This window comes from Gluconobacter sp. GP1, assembly GCF_032913585.1.
In the GTDB taxonomy this organism is placed as follows: domain Bacteria; phylum Pseudomonadota; class Alphaproteobacteria; order Acetobacterales; family Acetobacteraceae; genus Gluconobacter; species Gluconobacter cerinus.
The window spans coordinates 642,231-657,649 of sequence record NZ_JASGXC010000002.1; the positions used below are offsets into that span (position 1 = coordinate 642,231).

Sequence of the window (15,419 nt, forward strand, 5' to 3'; positions counted from 1 at the left end):
CTGCTCTCCACTGACGTCGTTTTCTGTGGTTTACCGGCCACAAGACACAAAGGGTAGTGCCAAATTCGTACGCACTTGTTGCTGTTATAGGGAGACCCAATCTATGCTTGCGCAGTCAGGCCTTGCCCCCTAAGGAGTAAGACCGTTTTTCCTCTTCTGAAGCAGGATCAAAAGTGAGCATCGAAACCAGCCGGATCGGCCGGAAATGCGAACGTGCCGTTGTCACAGCCTATCAGGAACTGCGTGAGGTCGGTCAGCCGGACATGCAGGCCTTTGCTGCATGCACGACGCTTTACCGCATCCATCATCCTGAATCTTCCATCACGGAAGCACGCCGCCTTGTTGCGGAATGGATCGACCATCACGTTGTCCGCAAGGCTGATGGCCAGACTCCGGGCTGTGATTGCTAATCCAGCCCGTGTGACAGGGGCCTTTCAGCCCCGGTCACTCATGGAAACAAATTCCCGCTTTGTTTCCCCTACATAAAGCTGGCGAGGGCGCGTAATCCGCCCGGCCGGATCTTCAATCATTTCTTTCCATTGGCTGACCCAGCCCACTGTCCGCGCAACCGCGAATAGAACAGTGAACATGCTTGTCGGAATCCCGAGAGCTTTCAGGATCAGACCTGAGTAGAAATCCACATTCGGATAGAGCTTACGGCTGACGAAATAGTCGTCTTCTGTGGCCACTCTTTCCAGTTCCTTGGCCAGGTCGAGCAGCGGATCGCGCTCCAGGCCAAGCTCGGAAATCACTTCATGGCACGTCGCCTGTAGGATTTTCGCGCGAGGATCAAAATTCTTGTAAACGCGATGGCCAAAGCCCATCAGACGAACGCTGGAATTTTTATCCTTAACCTGCTCCAGGAAAGCAGGGATGCCCTCACGTGTTCCGATAGACTGAAGCATGTTCAATGCTGCTTCGTTGGCTCCCCCATGAGCCGGTCCCCAGAGCGCAGCAATACCGGCCGAGATGCAGGCGTAAGGGTTCGCGCCGGTAGAACCAACAAGTCGAACGGTCGTGGTTGACGCGTTCTGCTCATGATCGGCGTGCAGGAGCAGGATACGGTCCATGGCGCGCGCCAGAACCGGATTGACCCGGTAGTGATTACCCGGGCGGGCAAAAAGCATGTGCAGAAAATTCTCGGAGAACGACATCTCTTCATCTGGATAGATGAAAGGCTCACCGATGGAATATTTGTAAGCCCAGGCTGCAATGGTCGGCACTTTGGCAATCAGCCTGCGGGCAGAGAGATCCCGGTCTTCTGCCTGTGAAATATCCAGACCATCATGATAAAACGCGGACAGCGCACCAACAGTCCCGCACAGAATAGCCATCGGGTGGGCATCGCGGCGGAAACCGTTGAAAAAATTGCGGATCTGCTCATTGAGCAGCCGATGGGTATTCATGTCAGCTTGAAACGCCTGATACTGCGGAGTGGTCGGCAGTTCTCCGTAAAGCAGCAGGTAGGCTGTTTCCGTGAAGCTTGCATTCAGGGCGAGGTCTTCAATGGGATAGCCGCGGTGAAGAAGCGTTCCTGCATCGCCATCAATGAATGTGATTTTGCTGGTGCAGGTTGCCGTTCCCGTCAGGCCCGGATCAAAGGAAAAAATACCCAGATTCTGTTGGATTCCACGCAGGTCTGCGACGTCCGGCCCCATGGTGCCTTTCAGGAGGGGCGCCTGCATGGAAGCGCCGCCAGCATGAAGGGTAGCAGTTTCGGACTTTGGATCGTGCATGGAACAGGCGCCTGTCTGGCAGAGTGACGGAAAGGACTAAAGTCTAGGGTGTAGGGGTTTTCCCTGTCCAGAGACACCATCTGTCAGGCCGTCGATGGCCTCAAAAAAAAGCGGAAAAACCTAAAAACCGCCGTGGAACAGTGCGCCTTAAAGTTTTTGTTAATAAAATTGTGTTTTTGAATGCGTTTCGGCTACAACCCGCGCTCTTCACGTCGTCAGGTTTAGAAAATCTGCGATTTCCTTTTCCGTCAAAACAGGATCTTCATGTCTCAGATAGTTTCTTCAGGTCAGGCAGTCTCCGGGGGTACCGTCAGCGGAGAGGGTAACATTCTGACCGTTGAAAATGGTGGCTCTATTCAAAGGGTGACCGTTGTGAGCGGTGGTGCTGTTTCTAACGAAGGAGAAGATCGCTTTCTGACCATCAGCAATGGTGGAACCCTGACAGTTGGGTCCGCAGGTACTTCCTACAACGCGACTGTTTTGTCCGGGGGGCTCCAGGCTGTTACGAACGGCGGTCATGCCTACAATGTAGCCGTCAGCAGCGGGGGAATGCAGGTTACGTCTTCGGGCGGGAAGTTGACCCACACACAGCTGAACCCCGGCGCTACCCTCTCGGCTCTGTCTGGCTCGATTGTTGACCATGCTGAAGTTCGCAGTGGAGCGTCGTTCTACGTTGCATCCGGAGCGGTTGCAGATACGACCGTTATTTCGTCGGGCGCTGTCCTGACGCTGCAAAGCGGGGGCATCCTGACCGAGACGATCCTGTCGTCAGGCGGACGGATTGACCTGGATGGACTGAGCTATTCAGACGGGGAAACAGCGACCTTTGTCAGTAGTGGGGGCGCTTATTATCTGAACGTCACTTCTGGTGGAAATGTCGTTTATTCCACGCGGATGCAGGGCGATTACAGCAGCAATGGTGTGACCCTGACGAAAGATGATGACGGTTCAACAATCGCTTCGCTAGGCCCGGTCTGCTTTCTTGGAGGAAGCCTTATCCAGACACCGACTGGTGAGGTCGTTGTTGAAGACCTGCGTGCCGGGGACGAAGTTGTGGTCATCCGGGACGGCACCGAGCAGGTTGAACGTCTGAATTGGGTAGGACGCAAGAAAGCACAGGTTCGTAAAGGGCCCCATCTGGATGAAGCCGGCTATCCGGTCCGCATCTGCAAAGGGGCCGTGTCTGAGCGCGTTCCTCATACGGATCTGCTGTTGACGTCAGAGCATTGCCTTTATCTCAATGGTGTTTTCATTCCAGTGCGTATGCTCGTGAATGGTAGCAGCATTGCCTACGCAACTGACATCACGTCCTATGACTACTACCATGTCGAGACAGCCAACCATGATGTGATTGTGGCAAACGGTCTGACGACAGAGAGCTATCTCGACACAGGAAATCGCAACAGCTTTGCTCAGCCAGGAAGCATTGCTCACTTCTCGACTGTTGCAAAAAGCTGGGAGCACGACGCTTCTGCACCACTGGTGACGGATCGGGCAGTCGTAGAGCCTGTCCATGCTCGTTTGGCTCAGCGCTCTGAACAGCTTGGCCTGAACGTGGCGTCTGAATCTGAGACCACGGGTGTACATAATCTCCATCTTGAAACACGTTCGGGGCAACGTATTGCTCCTATGCGTCAGGTCGGAGGAAGGCTCCTTTTCTCACTTCCGACGGGTACGCGCACGGTTCGTCTGGTGTCACGTGCCTCTCGGCTGTGTGATTCGGTTGGTCCCTATCTGGATGACCGCCGGATGCTCGGCGTTCTGACGCGAACGATCCGTCTTTGGGATGGAGAGGGAATGCAAGAACTTATGGCGCGCCAGCCCGCAGATGCTGAGGGATGGTATCCAGCAGATCCCTCAGGAATCCGTTGGACGAATGGCAATGCTCTTCTCGAACTCGGGACGCGTTCGGCCACTGATGCCGGTGTTCTGGAAATCGAAATTCTTGAGGCTGGCCCCTATGTAAAACCTCAGACCGCTGAAAAACGCATCAGTCTTCTTTGCGCCTGAGCGAGGCTGGTACACCAGTCAGGGAATAAGAACCTGACTGGCTTTGACAGTGGAAGGCCGGATATTGATCCAGTCTTCCTGTGTCTGAAAAACGGTTAGGGTGGCGGGTGCGTAACCATGTCTCAAAGCCGCAAAAGTATCACTCTGGAGAGCCGGCCCGGTAAGGTCGTGAGCCAGTGTTCCTATGGTCGGGTTGTGCCCGATCAGGAGTAGCGTCCGGATATCTTCTGGTGTGGCGTGAATGAAGCCATAAAGCGTGTCGAGGCCAGCCCCATAGAGGTTCTTCTCAAGCTGCGGAACAGCCGCGTCTGGAAAAGCAGAGAGCACGCCCTCTGCCGTTTCCCGTGTTCGGCGTGCAGGGCTGCAAAGCACGTGGACAGGCCCTAGTAACTCCAGCTTTGCAAGCTGGGCACCAATTCTGGCCGCCTGTTGATGGCCCATTGGTGTCAGTGGCCGCTCAATATCACCCGATCCTGAATAAAGGTGAGGACCCGCTTCAGCATGCCGCAGAATGAGGAGCAGGCGTTCGGTCATTCAGTGGGTACCGTTGGCTTGGGCAGCGATGGCCTCGTGGTGGCGAATGACCTCACGAATGACAAATGCGAGAAATTTTTCAGCAAAATCAGGGTCCAGATGCGCGTCTCGTGCCAACTGGCGCAGGCGTTCGATTTGCCGGGCTTCCCGATTAGGATCTGCGGCGGGCAGGCTGGAACGCGCCTTGAGTTCGCCAACAGCCTTGGTGCAGCGGAACCGCTCTGCCAGCATATGAATCAGGGCGGCGTCGATATTGTCGATGCTGGCACGCAGGCGCTCAAGTTCTGCGAGGGCGGAAGAGCTGTCAGAAGTCATTGATATCGATCCATGCAAGGTGGCCGCCTTTTCCTGCGCCCAGATCCGTGAAGACAGCCGTGCCGCCAAGACGCCCCGTCCGGCGCCAGGGGCGTCCGTCAGTCGAGCGGCGGTCATGGCCGACATAGACCGTCATTCCGTCCGGAATGCGGTTGATCCAGGTCAGGCGGCGTTCGGGATATCCGTCCGGCTGCATGCGGCCGGTGGTTTCGCCAAAAAGAGCGCGGGACAGGGGCGCGGACATTTCGCCCAGACCCGGGACTGCGGGTTCTGAGAGCATCGCTGTATGGAAGCCGCCGTGTACGAACAGCGCGCGGCCGAGCTGAAGCCATGTCGGGGCCGCCGCGATGGCGTCATAAGTGCGCTGTTGAAGCCCTTCGTACTCGGGAAGGGCAAATTGGCGCAGCGTTTCTTCAAGCGGTGGGTCTCGGCGCAGACGCCGCCCTTCCAGGGCACGACCGAGCTTCCGATCGTGATTGCCGAGAATGAAGAGGCCACGCTGTGTTTCAAGCAGGTCGAGCATGAGCTCCATCACACCTGCGCTGTCCGGCCCATGATCCACCAGATCCCCGAGCTGGATGATAAAACGTTCCGTCGCTGTCGCGTGACGGAAAGCGTTGAGATCACCGTGCACGTCTCCCACCACACGAAGACCGTGTTCGCGGATTCGCGTCATGATCGGGTCAGGGAGAGGTGGTTCGGGGAAAATCGGTTCGATCTTTCAGGCTTTTTGTCTATCAAAAGGCTTCAACGCCTTAACGTCAATTTTCGATTGAAGAAAAAAGACTTCAGCCTTCGACAAGAGCGGCAGCACGCCCCAGATCAACCGACAATACCCGGCTTACACCACGTTCCTGCATCGTAACACCATAAAGCCTGTCCATATGCGCCATGGTGAGCTGATGATGGGTCACGACAAGGAAGCGCGTGCCCGCTTCCTTGGTCATATCTGCCAGAAGGGAACAGAAGCGTTCCACGTTGGCATCATCCAATGGCGCATCCACTTCATCCAATACGCAGATTGGCGCAGGGTTACAGCGGAACGTCGCAAAGATGAGGGAAAGTGCCGTCAGGGCCTGCTCGCCACCAGAGAGCAGGGAAAGGGTAGACAGCTTTTTCCCTGGCGGCTGGGCAAAGATTTCCAGACCAGCTTCCAGCGGATCATCACTGCCGACCATACCCAGATGCGCGCGACCCCCTCCGAACATCCGGGAGAACAGGGACTGGAAATGCCGGTCAACTTCCGTGAAGACGGCCAGAAGCCTCTCGCGCCCTTCACGGTTGATGGTTCCGATGCCGCCACGCAGACGGTTGATGGCCGCCGTGAGTTCTTCATGCTCTCGGGCGATGGTCTCGGCTGTCTGCTTGGCGTCCTGATACTCTGTCTCGGCCCGTAGATTGACGGCTCCCAGATCGTCCCGTTCACGGGTGAGGCGGGAGAGCCTACGGCGGGTGGACGTTTCAGCCTGCTCTGATAGATCAGACGGGTAAACGCCCCCTTCTGGCGGATCGCTTTCCGTCAACAGACGCTCACGCGCTGCCACGGCCTGTTCAGCGCGTTCCGTGTGGCGGGCAATGGCTTCGCGTGCGGAAGACAGGGCCAGATCAGCCTCCCGACGACGCTCCTGCGCAGCCTGACCAGCCTGATCGGTGGCTTCGTCCTTTGCGCGGGCTTCATCATAGGCCGCCTGAGCCTTCTCAAGATCCAGATCCTGCTGCTTTAGCGCGACTTCGAGACGAACCGGACTATGGGCTGCTTTGTTCCACGCGTTTTCCAGCGTGTTCCGGCGCTCTTCCAGTTCTGCATGGGATTGAACGGCCAGAGAAATCTGTCCTTCAAGGTCAGATAGCCGTCCTCTGAGCGCCGCGATGCTCCCGTTCAGGCGCATATCTTCCAGCGCAAGATGAGACAGACTCTCCCTGACCGTCTGAAGCGCCTTCCGGGTTTCTTCCAGTTCCGCCGTGCCGTCCAGTACGTTTTGTTCCAGACGCGCAGGGTCTGGACGCTCTGCAATGGCAGCGTCCTGCGCCTGATGGTCCTTTGTGAGCTTTTCTACGAGCGCTTTGAGCTCCGCCGCACGTGGAGCAAGTGCCGTGCGCCGGGCGAGGGCTGTCGTTGCGGACTGGTCCAAAGTTTGCAGTTCGGCAGAAAGGCGATCTGCCTTCTGGCGGAGGTCGCCCGTGGTCTTGCTCGCGGTTTCAAGCTTCTGCCGGGCGTCCTGATGCTGCTGACGGGCGACCGCGTCACGGCGCTCTAGATCCGGAAGATCCGGCCGGTTTGTGGCAGTTCGTGTGGCTTCAAGTTCTGTTTGAAGAGCATCAATGTCCCGCTCCAGCCTTTTCAGTGCCTCTTCCAGTTCCTGAAGGCGTGTCTGCGCCGTTTCATGACGCAGAACGGCCTGGTCCAACGTGCGATCAGCCTGTTCAGCCTCTGTCCGGGCTGTCTGGAGATCCCGCGTCAATGCTGTGAGAGCTGTTCGAGCCTTCTCCACGACCTGAGCCGCCTGTTCAGCCGTGTCAGTCAGAGCTGCCGGAGAAGGATGAGCGTCATAATCGGCCGCTGCCTTGTCAGCGTCCGAGCGTGTGCTTTTCGCAGCGGCCTCGGCGTCTGACAAACGACGTTCTGCTTCGTCCCATCGACCTTTGGCCAGCGCAGCCTGCTGTTCGCGTGACGAGAGCTGCGTGCGGGCCTTGCTCAGTTCAGGCTCCAGCCCCGAACGTTCCGACCGAAGACGTTGCAAGGTCTGTTCCGTTTCGACGCGAGTGCGCTGGGCTTCTTGGAAAGCACTCTGTACGGCCGGAAGCCCGTTTTCCTGCTCAGCGAGAAGGGCGCGTGCCTTTGTCAGACGTTGCCTTTGCTCCAGACGGGTAGCGCCGGCGTCAGGCGCATCGCCAGAGCGAATGAAACCGTCCCATCTCCACAGAGCGCCATTCCGGCAGACAAGCGCCTGACCGGGCTGGAGATGCGTTTGAAGAGCGGCACCTCTACCGGGATCATCCAGCAGGAAAACAGCGTCCAGGCAGCGTTTAACAGCATCTGGAGCCGCAACCAGAGACGAGAGAGGCGGGCAGGACTCAATCCGTGGGCTGTCTAGTGCTGTGAGCGCAAGCCATCGACGGTCGGCTGCGACGGTCGTGGGCGCGAGCGAGGCATCGAGCCCATCCGCCAATGCCGCAGCGACGGCCCGTGCCAGATCCGCCGGAATATCAAGTCTGTCTTCCAACGGGTCCGGCTGCGCGGCGACGGCTGCGAGTGTCTGTTCCAGCCCCTCACATTCCGAACGAAGGCGCAGGATCGTGTTTTCTGTGCGGGTCAGAGCCTCACGGGTAGAGCGCTCCGCTTCTGACGCGGAAGAAAGAGCCTTTTCGGCCTCGGAAAGAGCGCGCTGAAGGGCGTCCAGTCTTGCTTCCAGATCCGTGACGGCTGCTCGAAGGGCTGCTACGTCAGTGTCCGGTACGAGAGCTTTCGCGGCGGTATCCCGCTCTCGAAGAGCCGTTTCTACGCGCTGGGTCGCCTGATGGGCGGCCTGCTGTGCGCTTTCTTTCGCACGCAGAAGACCCTTATGGCGCTGAACGCCTTCCTCAGCCTTCGCCCGTGCTTCGAGCCATGCGCTATTGGCCTCATCCAGAGCTTGCCGCGCCGCGCGTTCCCGAGCGGCAGTATCTTCCAATGCCTGCAGGGTCTTTTCACGCTGAGCCTGAAGTTCGGCGCGCTGTGTATCCGTCAGGAGAGCGGTTGCCGTCTGGGTATGAGCGGTACGGTCTTGAGACAGGCGGTCTGTCGCAGCCTGAAGGCGGCGCTTCAGATCCGCCTCGGTCTTTTCCAGAACCGTCAGGCGTTGCCGTCCGTCTTCGAGGGTGCGGCCCTGCAATTCCATTGCCAGACGCGCATCCTGAAGCGTAGCGAGAGCAGCAGCTTCGATCTGTCGGGCGTCTTCAGCCTCATTGATGGCGACATCAACCTGTTGGCGCAGGCTTTCCAGGGCATCATCGTCCGGCCGATCTTTTTCCAGCGCAGTCAGTTCTGTTTCAAGTGCCTGAAGAGCGCCTGTTTCAGCATCAAGCCGCGTTGTCAGAGCATTCAGAGCACTTCTCAGCCCATCGCGACGGATCGCTTCTGCGTCCCGCAGACGGACCGCTTCTTCCAGAGATGCTGCCTGAGTTCGCTCAAGTGCTGCGAGCCGGTTCTGCTCTTCTGTGGTTTGAGCGCGCTGTTCAGGAAGCTGGGCGTGCTCCTTTTCCTGCGCTTCCAAATCTGCAAGAGCGGCCGCCTGGGCGGCTCGATCCTGCGAGAGCCGTTCCGTGCTCCGGGTAAAATCGGCTTCGGCCTGCTGAAAGCGCGCTAGTGCTTCGGCCTCTGCTTCTCGCGCACGTGTGACGTCTACTTGTGCCGTTTCGGACTGGACTTTCAGACGTTCCAGAGCACTTCGAAGCCGGTCTGTTTCTTCTCGGGCCTGTGGGGTGGCCTTGCGAGCTTCGAACTCCGCAATGGTCGCGTGCTCGGCTTCCTGTTCAGCTTTGCGCAGAGCTTCACGGGCCTTGGCCAGATCATCTTTGCTGCGTTGTACGGCGAGGTTGGCGCGGGCATGGAGAAGCGCATGAAGCTGAACCTCGGCTTCACGTAGTTTCTCGGAAAGCTCACGATATTTCCGCGCATGAACGGTCTGCTCTTCGAGACTGCCAAGGCGTTCTTCAATCTGAAGGCGAAGGTCTTCCGCACGGGACAGGTTGGTCTCGGTCTGGCGGAGTTTCAGTTCCGCGTCATGACGGCGGGCATGAAGGCCGGTGATGCCAGCGGCTTCTTCCAGCAGAAGGCGACGCTCTTCCGGTTTAGCCGCGATAAGCTGGCCGACACGGTTCTGGCTGACGATGGCGGAACTGCGCGCACCGGACGCCAGATCAGCAAAAAGCGTCTGTACGTCACGCGCACGCATGACGCGGCCATTGATACGGTATTCGCTGCCCGAGCCACGCTCTGCACGACGCGTGATTTCTAGGTCTTCAGCATCCTGAAACGGAGCAGGAGCAAGACCCTTGGCGCCAGTCAGATGAAGCGTGACCTGAGCGATGTTTCGCGCGGAACGTGCGCCTGTTCCGGCAAAGATCAGATCGTCCAGCTCGCCGCCCCGGAGGGCGCGGGCGGAGGTCTCACCCATCGCCCAGCGCAGGCCTTCGACGACATTGGATTTGCCGCAGCCATTCGGGCCGATAATGCCCGTCAGGCCCGGAAGGATGTCAACGCGCACCTCATCGGCGAAGCTTTTGAAGCCGCCGATCGTCAGGCGGCTGATCGTCGTGGTGTGCGTTGACATTGGTGTTTATGAAACGCCCTGAAAGAGGTCAGGACGCCTTGGCGACCAGATCGGCAAACTTCTCGTAGGTTTCCGGGTCCTGATCGTAGTGCGTGTTGTTGAAGCGGAAATATGGCGTGCCCTGGATGCTATAGGTGTCCGCATCCTTCTGCACCTGATTAAACATGGCCTGCATGAACGCCGTGTCTTCGCTGATGCTCTTGAACTGCGCGGCAGAGACGCCTGCCAGAGCCGACATCTGCTGAAGCCGCTGCATCGGGTCGCCACCCGAAGCGAAGGCCCACTGCATCTGGCTGGAAAGCAGCGCGCCAATGAAAGGCACGTAACGGTCTTCTGGCAGGGAACGGGCCACCATGGCGGCGGTCAGGCCGACGCGGTCTCCGCAGAAATCATGGAACTGATAGCGGATCTTACCGGTATCAATGAGCTGTTCCTTGATCTTCGGGAATTCTTCCGTTCCGAAATGGGCACAATGCGTGCAGGTCAGGGAAAACCACTCCTGCACCAGCACCTTTGCGTTCGGATTACCGATGATGCGCGGTCCCATACGCGGGTCATTGGCGGGCAGGGCCGGGGGCGCATCTGCGGCGCGGGCTGCCGTACCAGCAACGGCCAGCGCTGGTGCTGCGGACAGGATGAAACGGCGGGAAATCATGGGACGGGTCATTCAGGAAGCCTTTGCAACTGCTTTGGCGAACGCATCATAGCTGGAGACGACATCCGGTGCCGGAACGTCATTGATGCGGAAATAAGGAGTACCCTGGATCTGAAGGAAAGCACCATCGCGGTCCTGACGGTTCACAATGGCTTCACGCAGGGCATTATCGGCATTGATCCTGTCGAATTCAGCCGCTGAGATGCCAGCAAGGACAGCGCGCTTTTTCAGTTCCTGTATGGGATCGATGTTTTGAGCGAATGCCCACTGATCCTGTGTCCGCAGGAGATCGTCCACAAAAGGGGCGTAGCGATCTGCAGGAAGAGACCGGGCTAGCATTGCAGCCAGAAGTGCGACCTGATCCAAGGGGAAGTCATGATAGCGATACCGGATTTTTCCGGTATCGATCAGGTTGGTCTTGATCTGGGGAAAGATGGTCTGTGCGAAGTGAGCACAGTGAGAACAGGTGAGCGAAAACCACTCATCGACCTGAACCTTGGCATCTGGCGATCCCAGAACGCGCGGACCCATCCGGGGATCAGTCGAGGGAAGTCCATTTTCTTCTGCATGCGCAGAAGAAAATGACGCAACTGCCGCAAGGGCAGGCCCGGCAACGAGAAATGCACGACGGCCAAGGGTCATGGACAAGGCTCCACTACGGACAAGATGTCCTACTCACAACGCTGATCTGGCTCAGACGTCAAGACCCGCGTTCGTCGTCCTGCTGTCCCGTATCGGGCAGGGGCTTCTTTTCCCAGCCTTCCGGCACCCGCATCCGCAAGGCGCGAATATGGCGCGCATCCGCATCCAGAACGCGAAATTCCAGCCCGCTCTCATGGGTCAGAACTTCGTCTTTTGCCGGAACATGCTCTGCCAGGCGGAAAACAAGTCCACCAACTGTCTCAATCTCGGCTTCGCGCTCAGCATCCGTGAGAACAGCCCCCAGCCGTTCCTCAAGCTGACGGACGGGCAGACGGGCATCAATATCGAAAGAGCCATCCGCGCGTTCTACCCACGGGGTCGTGACAGGGTCGTCGTGTTCGTCCGAGATATCACCCACAATCGTCTCGATCAGATCTTCGATCGTGACGAGGCCATCGATGCTGCCGTATTCGTCAATGACAAGGGCCATGTGCATTCGGCGCTGACGCATCTGTAGCAGCAGATCAAGCACCGGAATGGTCGGAGCAATCATCAGAGGCTGACGAAGAAGCGGGCGGATGTCGAATGCCTCAGGGTCATCAACATACGCCACCAGATCCTTCACATGGATCATGCCCGCGATATCGTCGAGCTGGCCGCGATAGACCGGCATACGGGAATGGTTTTCCCGACGCATGTGATCCAGGGCATCGTTGAAGGAGATGCTCTCTGACATGGCAATGATATCTGCGCGGGGGATCATCACGTCATCTGCCGTGATGTCTCGCAAGCGCAGGACATTCATGATGAGAGCACGTTCCTGCCTGTCCAGTTCCGGCTCATCTCCCGTCTCTTCGAAAGGCTGGGCGGCTTCGTGGACAAGTGTAGCGATGGACTCGCGCAGACCCTGATCACGGTTGCGGCGGCCAAACAGTCCGAACAATCCGCGGGAATTCTTTCTACCGTCGTCTGAACGGTCAGTAATGTCTTCGCTCATGCCCGTCTTCCTGCCTGTCGCCATGGATCGCCAAAACCAAGCTGGCGCATCGTGCGGGTTTCAACCCCTTCCATGTCCCGGGCTTCGCCGGGAAGATAATGATCGTATCCTGCAAGATGCAGGGCCCCATGAACCACGAGATGGGACAGATGAGCGCGCATGCTGCGATGGGCAGCATCCGCTTCTTTCCGGACTGTCTCGTAACCCAGAATGATGTCTCCACCGTGGAAGGGAGAGACCGGTTCGAACGTCAGAACGTTCGTGGGTTTGTTCTTGTTGCGGAAGCGGGCATTGAGCCGCTTTACGATCCGATCTGTCGAGAGAAGAATCGACGGAGCAGGAGACCGGCTGAAATCCGGGCCACCCTGACGGGCGACGGCGGTAAGCGCACGATGGATCGTGCGCTCTGTATCAGAGACCGAGGAGCGCCATCTGGCGTCCTCGATGATGATGTCAGTACCGGCGTGACGACTTGGAGGTTCCATTGTTATCCCGGCGCGGCCGATCCCGGAAATTATCCAAGGGGGCAGGCGCTTTCTGTTCATAGGCATCGACGATACGGGCGACCAGCGGATGGCGCACCACATCAACGGATGTAAAGCGAGTGATGCCGATTCCCTTGATACCTTCCAGGGTCTCGACGGCTTCCCTTAGCCCAGATGATACCCCGTTGGGCAGATCAATCTGACTAAGGTCACCTGTAACAGCCATGCGTGTGCCTTCACCCATGCGGGTCAGGAACATCTTCATCTGGGCTGGGGTCGTGTTCTGGGCTTCATCCAGAATGACGAAAGAATGGGCGAGCGTTCTGCCGCGCATGAAAGCCAGCGGGGCAACTTCGATCTCGCCCGTGCCCATCCGTCGCACGACCTGGTCACCCGGCATCATGTCATTCAGGGCATCGTAAAGCGGACGCAGATAGGGGTCGATCTTTTCCCGCATATCGCCGGGCAGAAAGCCCAGACGCTCGCCTGCTTCCACAGCCGGGCGGGAAAGAATGATCCGGTCCACCTGTCCGGCAAGGAGCATGGCAACGCCCTGAGCAACAGCCAGATAGGTTTTGCCGGTTCCGGCAGGACCAATTCCGAAAACCAGATCAGTCCGACCCAGCATTTCCATATATGCGGCCTGCCCATGAGACCGCGGAGCAATAACACCGCGTTTGGTGCGAATAGCCGGAAGATCGGTTAAAGGAGCAGACGTCGGAGAGGTCTGGAAATTTTGAGGGGCAGGTTTGTGCTGACCTGCTTCGCGACGAGGCTGTTGCTGCCTGGAAGGTGAGGCCGGGGGAACAGCAGCGCGTTGGCGTTCGTGATGGCGTGTGGGAAGCGCAGTCATCCGGATCACACCATCAACCTGCGAGCTGTCGATGGTGCCGCCCTGTTCGAGCTGATTGTACAGCGCAACGATAGCCGCCTGAGCGCGGCCTACGGCATCCGTTTCGCCTGAAATGGCGATTTTGTTGCCGCGGCATGAAAGCCTGACATTGAACCCCTCCTCAAGCTGGACGAGGTGTCTGTCATGATCTCCCAGAAGTCTCTGAAGGAGAATATTGTCATTGAAGCGCAATGCGACGGTGCGATTGCCTTCGGTACCACCAGGGGCGGCGACGGAGCGCGTCGGGGGTGTTGTCAGCAAGCGGAGGCTGTCTCCCGGATGAGGGTTCCACCAAGTGAGTTGGTCATGCGAGTGGTGATGGCGACCTTGGCGATGGTGCCAATCAAATGGTCCGGCCCTTCGAAATGAACGGGCTGGAGATACGGAGACCGGCCGGAAAGCTGTCCTGGCTTGCGGCCTTTCCCCGTAATGAGAATATCCTGAACCGTGCCGACCATATCTGCATTGAACGCATCCTGCTGTTCACGCAGAAGGGCCTGAAGCTCTGCCAGACGACGGGTCTTCACGTCTTCGGCCACCTGAAAAGGCTGGCCAGCGGCTGGAGTGCCGGGACGGGGGGAATATGTGAAGCTGTAGGCCATGGCGAAGCCGATATCGCGCACAAGCTGCATTGTCGCTTCAAAGTCTTCTTCTGTCTCACCGGGATGGCCCACGATGAAATCAGAAGACAGTGCCAGATCTGGACGAGCTTCCCTCAGGCGACGGACGCTCTCGCGATATTCATCCGCCGTGTGGCCACGGTTCATGGCTTTCAGGATGCGATCCGAACCACTTTGAACCGGCAGATGGAGGAAAGGCATCAGGGCGCGGTTATCACGGTGCGCGTCAATGAGGCTCTGGTCCACATCGCGCGGGTGTGAAGTCATGTACCGAATGCGATCCAGCCCATCCAACTGGCCCAGCTCGGCAGCCAGCTCAGCAAGTGTTGCGCTTCCGCCCTGGCCATTGTCACCGTGATAGGCGTTGACGTTCTGGCCCAGCAGGGTGATTTCCCGCACGCCTGCAGCAACCATCCGGCGTGCCTCGGCCATGACCGATGCAACGGGGCGGCTTGTTTCCGCGCCTCGCGTGTAAGGAACGACGCAGAAGGAGCAAAATTTGTCGCAGCCTTCCTGAATGGTCAGAAAGGCAGTGAGATTGCCTGAAGATTGCGGCGCAGCTTCGGCGGGCAGGAAGTCAAACTTCTGTTCGGCCGGGAAGTCTGTTTCGATGACAGCGCCACCAGCGCGTGCGGCCCTAGCCACCATTTCCGGAAGGCGATGGTACGTCTGAGGCCCAAGCACCAGATCGACGTACGGCGCACGGCGAAGGATTTCTTCTCCTTCGGCCTGTGCCACACATCCAGCGACAGCAATGATGCTGCGATCCTGACCATTCTCAATTCGTTCATCACGAATTTTGCGCAGTCGTCCAAGTTCGGAGAACACCTTTTCCGTAGCCCGTTCACGGATGTGACAGGTGTTGAGAATCACCATGTCAGCAGCCTCAGGTGTGTCGACAGGACCATATCCCAGAGGGCGCAGGACATCGGCCATGCGCGCGCTGTCATAGACGTTCATCTGACAGCCCCATGTAATGACATGCAGGCCATGACGGGCACGTTCGGCAGGGGCGGGCGCGGAGGCGGAAGTCTCGGTGGTCAAGGTTTCAATCCGGGGTTGGCAATATCAGGCACACACATCAGGGCTGCGGGCAGCGGGGTCAAGCCCACCCTGACAGAGGAAAGGTCAAACATGAGACTGGACCGGCATGTCAGACTGGCCTGAAGCGGCATCACCATCTCCGGATGGACGCTGAATTGCTCCCATCAATGAAACTGA

The 15,419-nt window shown here is 58.1% G+C and carries 13 protein-coding genes; 2 read left to right on the plus strand and 11 right to left on the minus strand.

The window, feature by feature from the left end; all coding sequences use genetic code 11:
• Positions 1–173 precede the first annotated feature (173 nt).
• Complete coding sequence (locus R5H23_RS07545; protein ID WP_046899580.1) at positions 174–410, plus strand: hypothetical protein; 237 nt, start codon at positions 174–176, stop codon at positions 408–410.
• Between the two features lie 24 nt (positions 411–434).
• Here R5H23_RS07545 and R5H23_RS07550 read toward each other — a convergent pair whose 3' ends face one another.
• Positions 435–1,736 (minus strand): citrate synthase, encoded by a 1,302-nt coding sequence (locus R5H23_RS07550; RefSeq protein ID WP_211496451.1) that lies wholly within the window; start codon positions 1,734–1,736, stop codon positions 435–437.
• A 264-nt stretch (positions 1,737–2,000) separates the two neighbouring features.
• On the opposite strand from R5H23_RS07550, the gene R5H23_RS07555 reads away from it, so the two are divergent.
• Positions 2,001–3,746, plus strand: a complete 1,746-nt coding sequence (locus tag R5H23_RS07555) for a Hint domain-containing protein (protein WP_317214978.1) — start codon at positions 2,001–2,003, stop codon at positions 3,744–3,746.
• Positions 3,747–3,764: 18 nt separating this feature from the next.
• Here R5H23_RS07555 and R5H23_RS07560 read toward each other — a convergent pair whose 3' ends face one another.
• The 10 genes from R5H23_RS07560 to miaB all read right to left on the minus strand — a co-directional run bounded on the left by R5H23_RS07560 (position 3,765) and on the right by miaB (position 15,242).
• Complete coding sequence (locus tag R5H23_RS07560) at positions 3,765–4,280, minus strand: histidine phosphatase family protein (RefSeq protein ID WP_317214979.1); 516 nt, start codon at positions 4,278–4,280, stop codon at positions 3,765–3,767.
• Entirely contained in the window at positions 4,281–4,595 is a 315-nt protein-coding gene (locus R5H23_RS07565) for a chorismate mutase (RefSeq protein ID WP_046899577.1), read from the minus strand.
• Positions 4,585–5,271 carry a metallophosphoesterase gene (locus R5H23_RS07570; RefSeq protein ID WP_046899576.1) on the minus strand — a complete coding sequence of 229 codons (687 nt, stop codon included), beginning with the start codon at positions 5,269–5,271 and terminating at the stop codon, positions 4,585–4,587. The genes R5H23_RS07565 and R5H23_RS07570 overlap by 11 nt, the downstream gene beginning before the upstream one ends.
• 112 nt (positions 5,272–5,383) lie before the next feature.
• On the minus strand, positions 5,384–9,907 hold the full coding sequence (locus R5H23_RS07575) for an AAA family ATPase (protein WP_317214980.1): 4,524 nt from the start codon (positions 9,905–9,907) through the stop codon (positions 5,384–5,386).
• A 28-nt stretch (positions 9,908–9,935) separates the two neighbouring features.
• A complete protein-coding gene (locus tag R5H23_RS07580) occupies positions 9,936–10,574 on the minus strand; it encodes a thioredoxin domain-containing protein (protein ID WP_061931762.1) in 639 nt (212 codons plus the stop codon).
• Positions 10,575–11,204, minus strand: coding sequence for a thioredoxin domain-containing protein (locus R5H23_RS07585; RefSeq protein ID WP_211497949.1), 630 nt, complete (start codon positions 11,202–11,204; stop codon positions 10,575–10,577).
• Between the two features lie 58 nt (positions 11,205–11,262).
• Positions 11,263–12,201 (minus strand): hemolysin family protein, encoded by a 939-nt coding sequence (locus R5H23_RS07590; RefSeq protein ID WP_064274061.1) that lies wholly within the window; start codon positions 12,199–12,201, stop codon positions 11,263–11,265.
• Complete coding sequence (gene ybeY, locus R5H23_RS07595; RefSeq protein WP_317214981.1) at positions 12,198–12,686, minus strand: rRNA maturation RNase YbeY; 489 nt, start codon at positions 12,684–12,686, stop codon at positions 12,198–12,200. The genes R5H23_RS07590 and ybeY overlap by 4 nt, the downstream gene beginning before the upstream one ends.
• Complete coding sequence (locus tag R5H23_RS07600; protein WP_317214982.1) at positions 12,655–13,839, minus strand: PhoH family protein; 1,185 nt, start codon at positions 13,837–13,839, stop codon at positions 12,655–12,657. Before R5H23_RS07600 ends, ybeY begins: the two co-directional genes overlap by 32 nt.
• Entirely contained in the window at positions 13,833–15,242 is a 1,410-nt protein-coding gene (miaB, locus tag R5H23_RS07605; RefSeq protein ID WP_083956298.1) for a tRNA (N6-isopentenyl adenosine(37)-C2)-methylthiotransferase MiaB, read from the minus strand. The genes R5H23_RS07600 and miaB overlap by 7 nt, the downstream gene beginning before the upstream one ends.
• Between the last annotated feature and the right edge of the window lie 177 nt (positions 15,243–15,419).

What these genes read in the sequence shown, in the direction of transcription:
- R5H23_RS07565 (WP_046899577.1), bottom strand. Translation starts at nt 4,595, where the DNA reads ATGACTTCTGACAGCTCTTCCGCCCTCGCAGAACTTGAGCGCCTGCGT.
- R5H23_RS07550 (WP_211496451.1), bottom strand. Translation starts at nt 1,736, where the DNA reads ATGCACGATCCAAAGTCCGAAACTGCTACCCTTCATGCTGGCGGCGCT.
- R5H23_RS07570 (WP_046899576.1), bottom strand. Translation starts at nt 5,271, where the DNA reads ATGACGCGAATCCGCGAACACGGTCTTCGTGTGGTGGGAGACGTGCAC.
- R5H23_RS07555 (WP_317214978.1), top strand. Translation starts at nt 2,001, where the DNA reads ATGTCTCAGATAGTTTCTTCAGGTCAGGCAGTCTCCGGGGGTACCGTC.
- R5H23_RS07560 (WP_317214979.1), bottom strand. Translation starts at nt 4,280, where the DNA reads ATGACCGAACGCCTGCTCCTCATTCTGCGGCATGCTGAAGCGGGTCCT.
- R5H23_RS07585 (WP_211497949.1), bottom strand. Translation starts at nt 11,204, where the DNA reads ATGACCCTTGGCCGTCGTGCATTTCTCGTTGCCGGGCCTGCCCTTGCG.
- ybeY (WP_317214981.1), bottom strand. Translation starts at nt 12,686, where the DNA reads ATGGAACCTCCAAGTCGTCACGCCGGTACTGACATCATCATCGAGGAC.
- R5H23_RS07575 (WP_317214980.1), bottom strand. Translation starts at nt 9,907, where the DNA reads ATGTCAACGCACACCACGACGATCAGCCGCCTGACGATCGGCGGCTTC.
- R5H23_RS07590 (WP_064274061.1), bottom strand. Translation starts at nt 12,201, where the DNA reads ATGAGCGAAGACATTACTGACCGTTCAGACGACGGTAGAAAGAATTCC.
- R5H23_RS07580 (WP_061931762.1), bottom strand. Translation starts at nt 10,574, where the DNA reads ATGACCCGTCCCATGATTTCCCGCCGTTTCATCCTGTCCGCAGCACCA.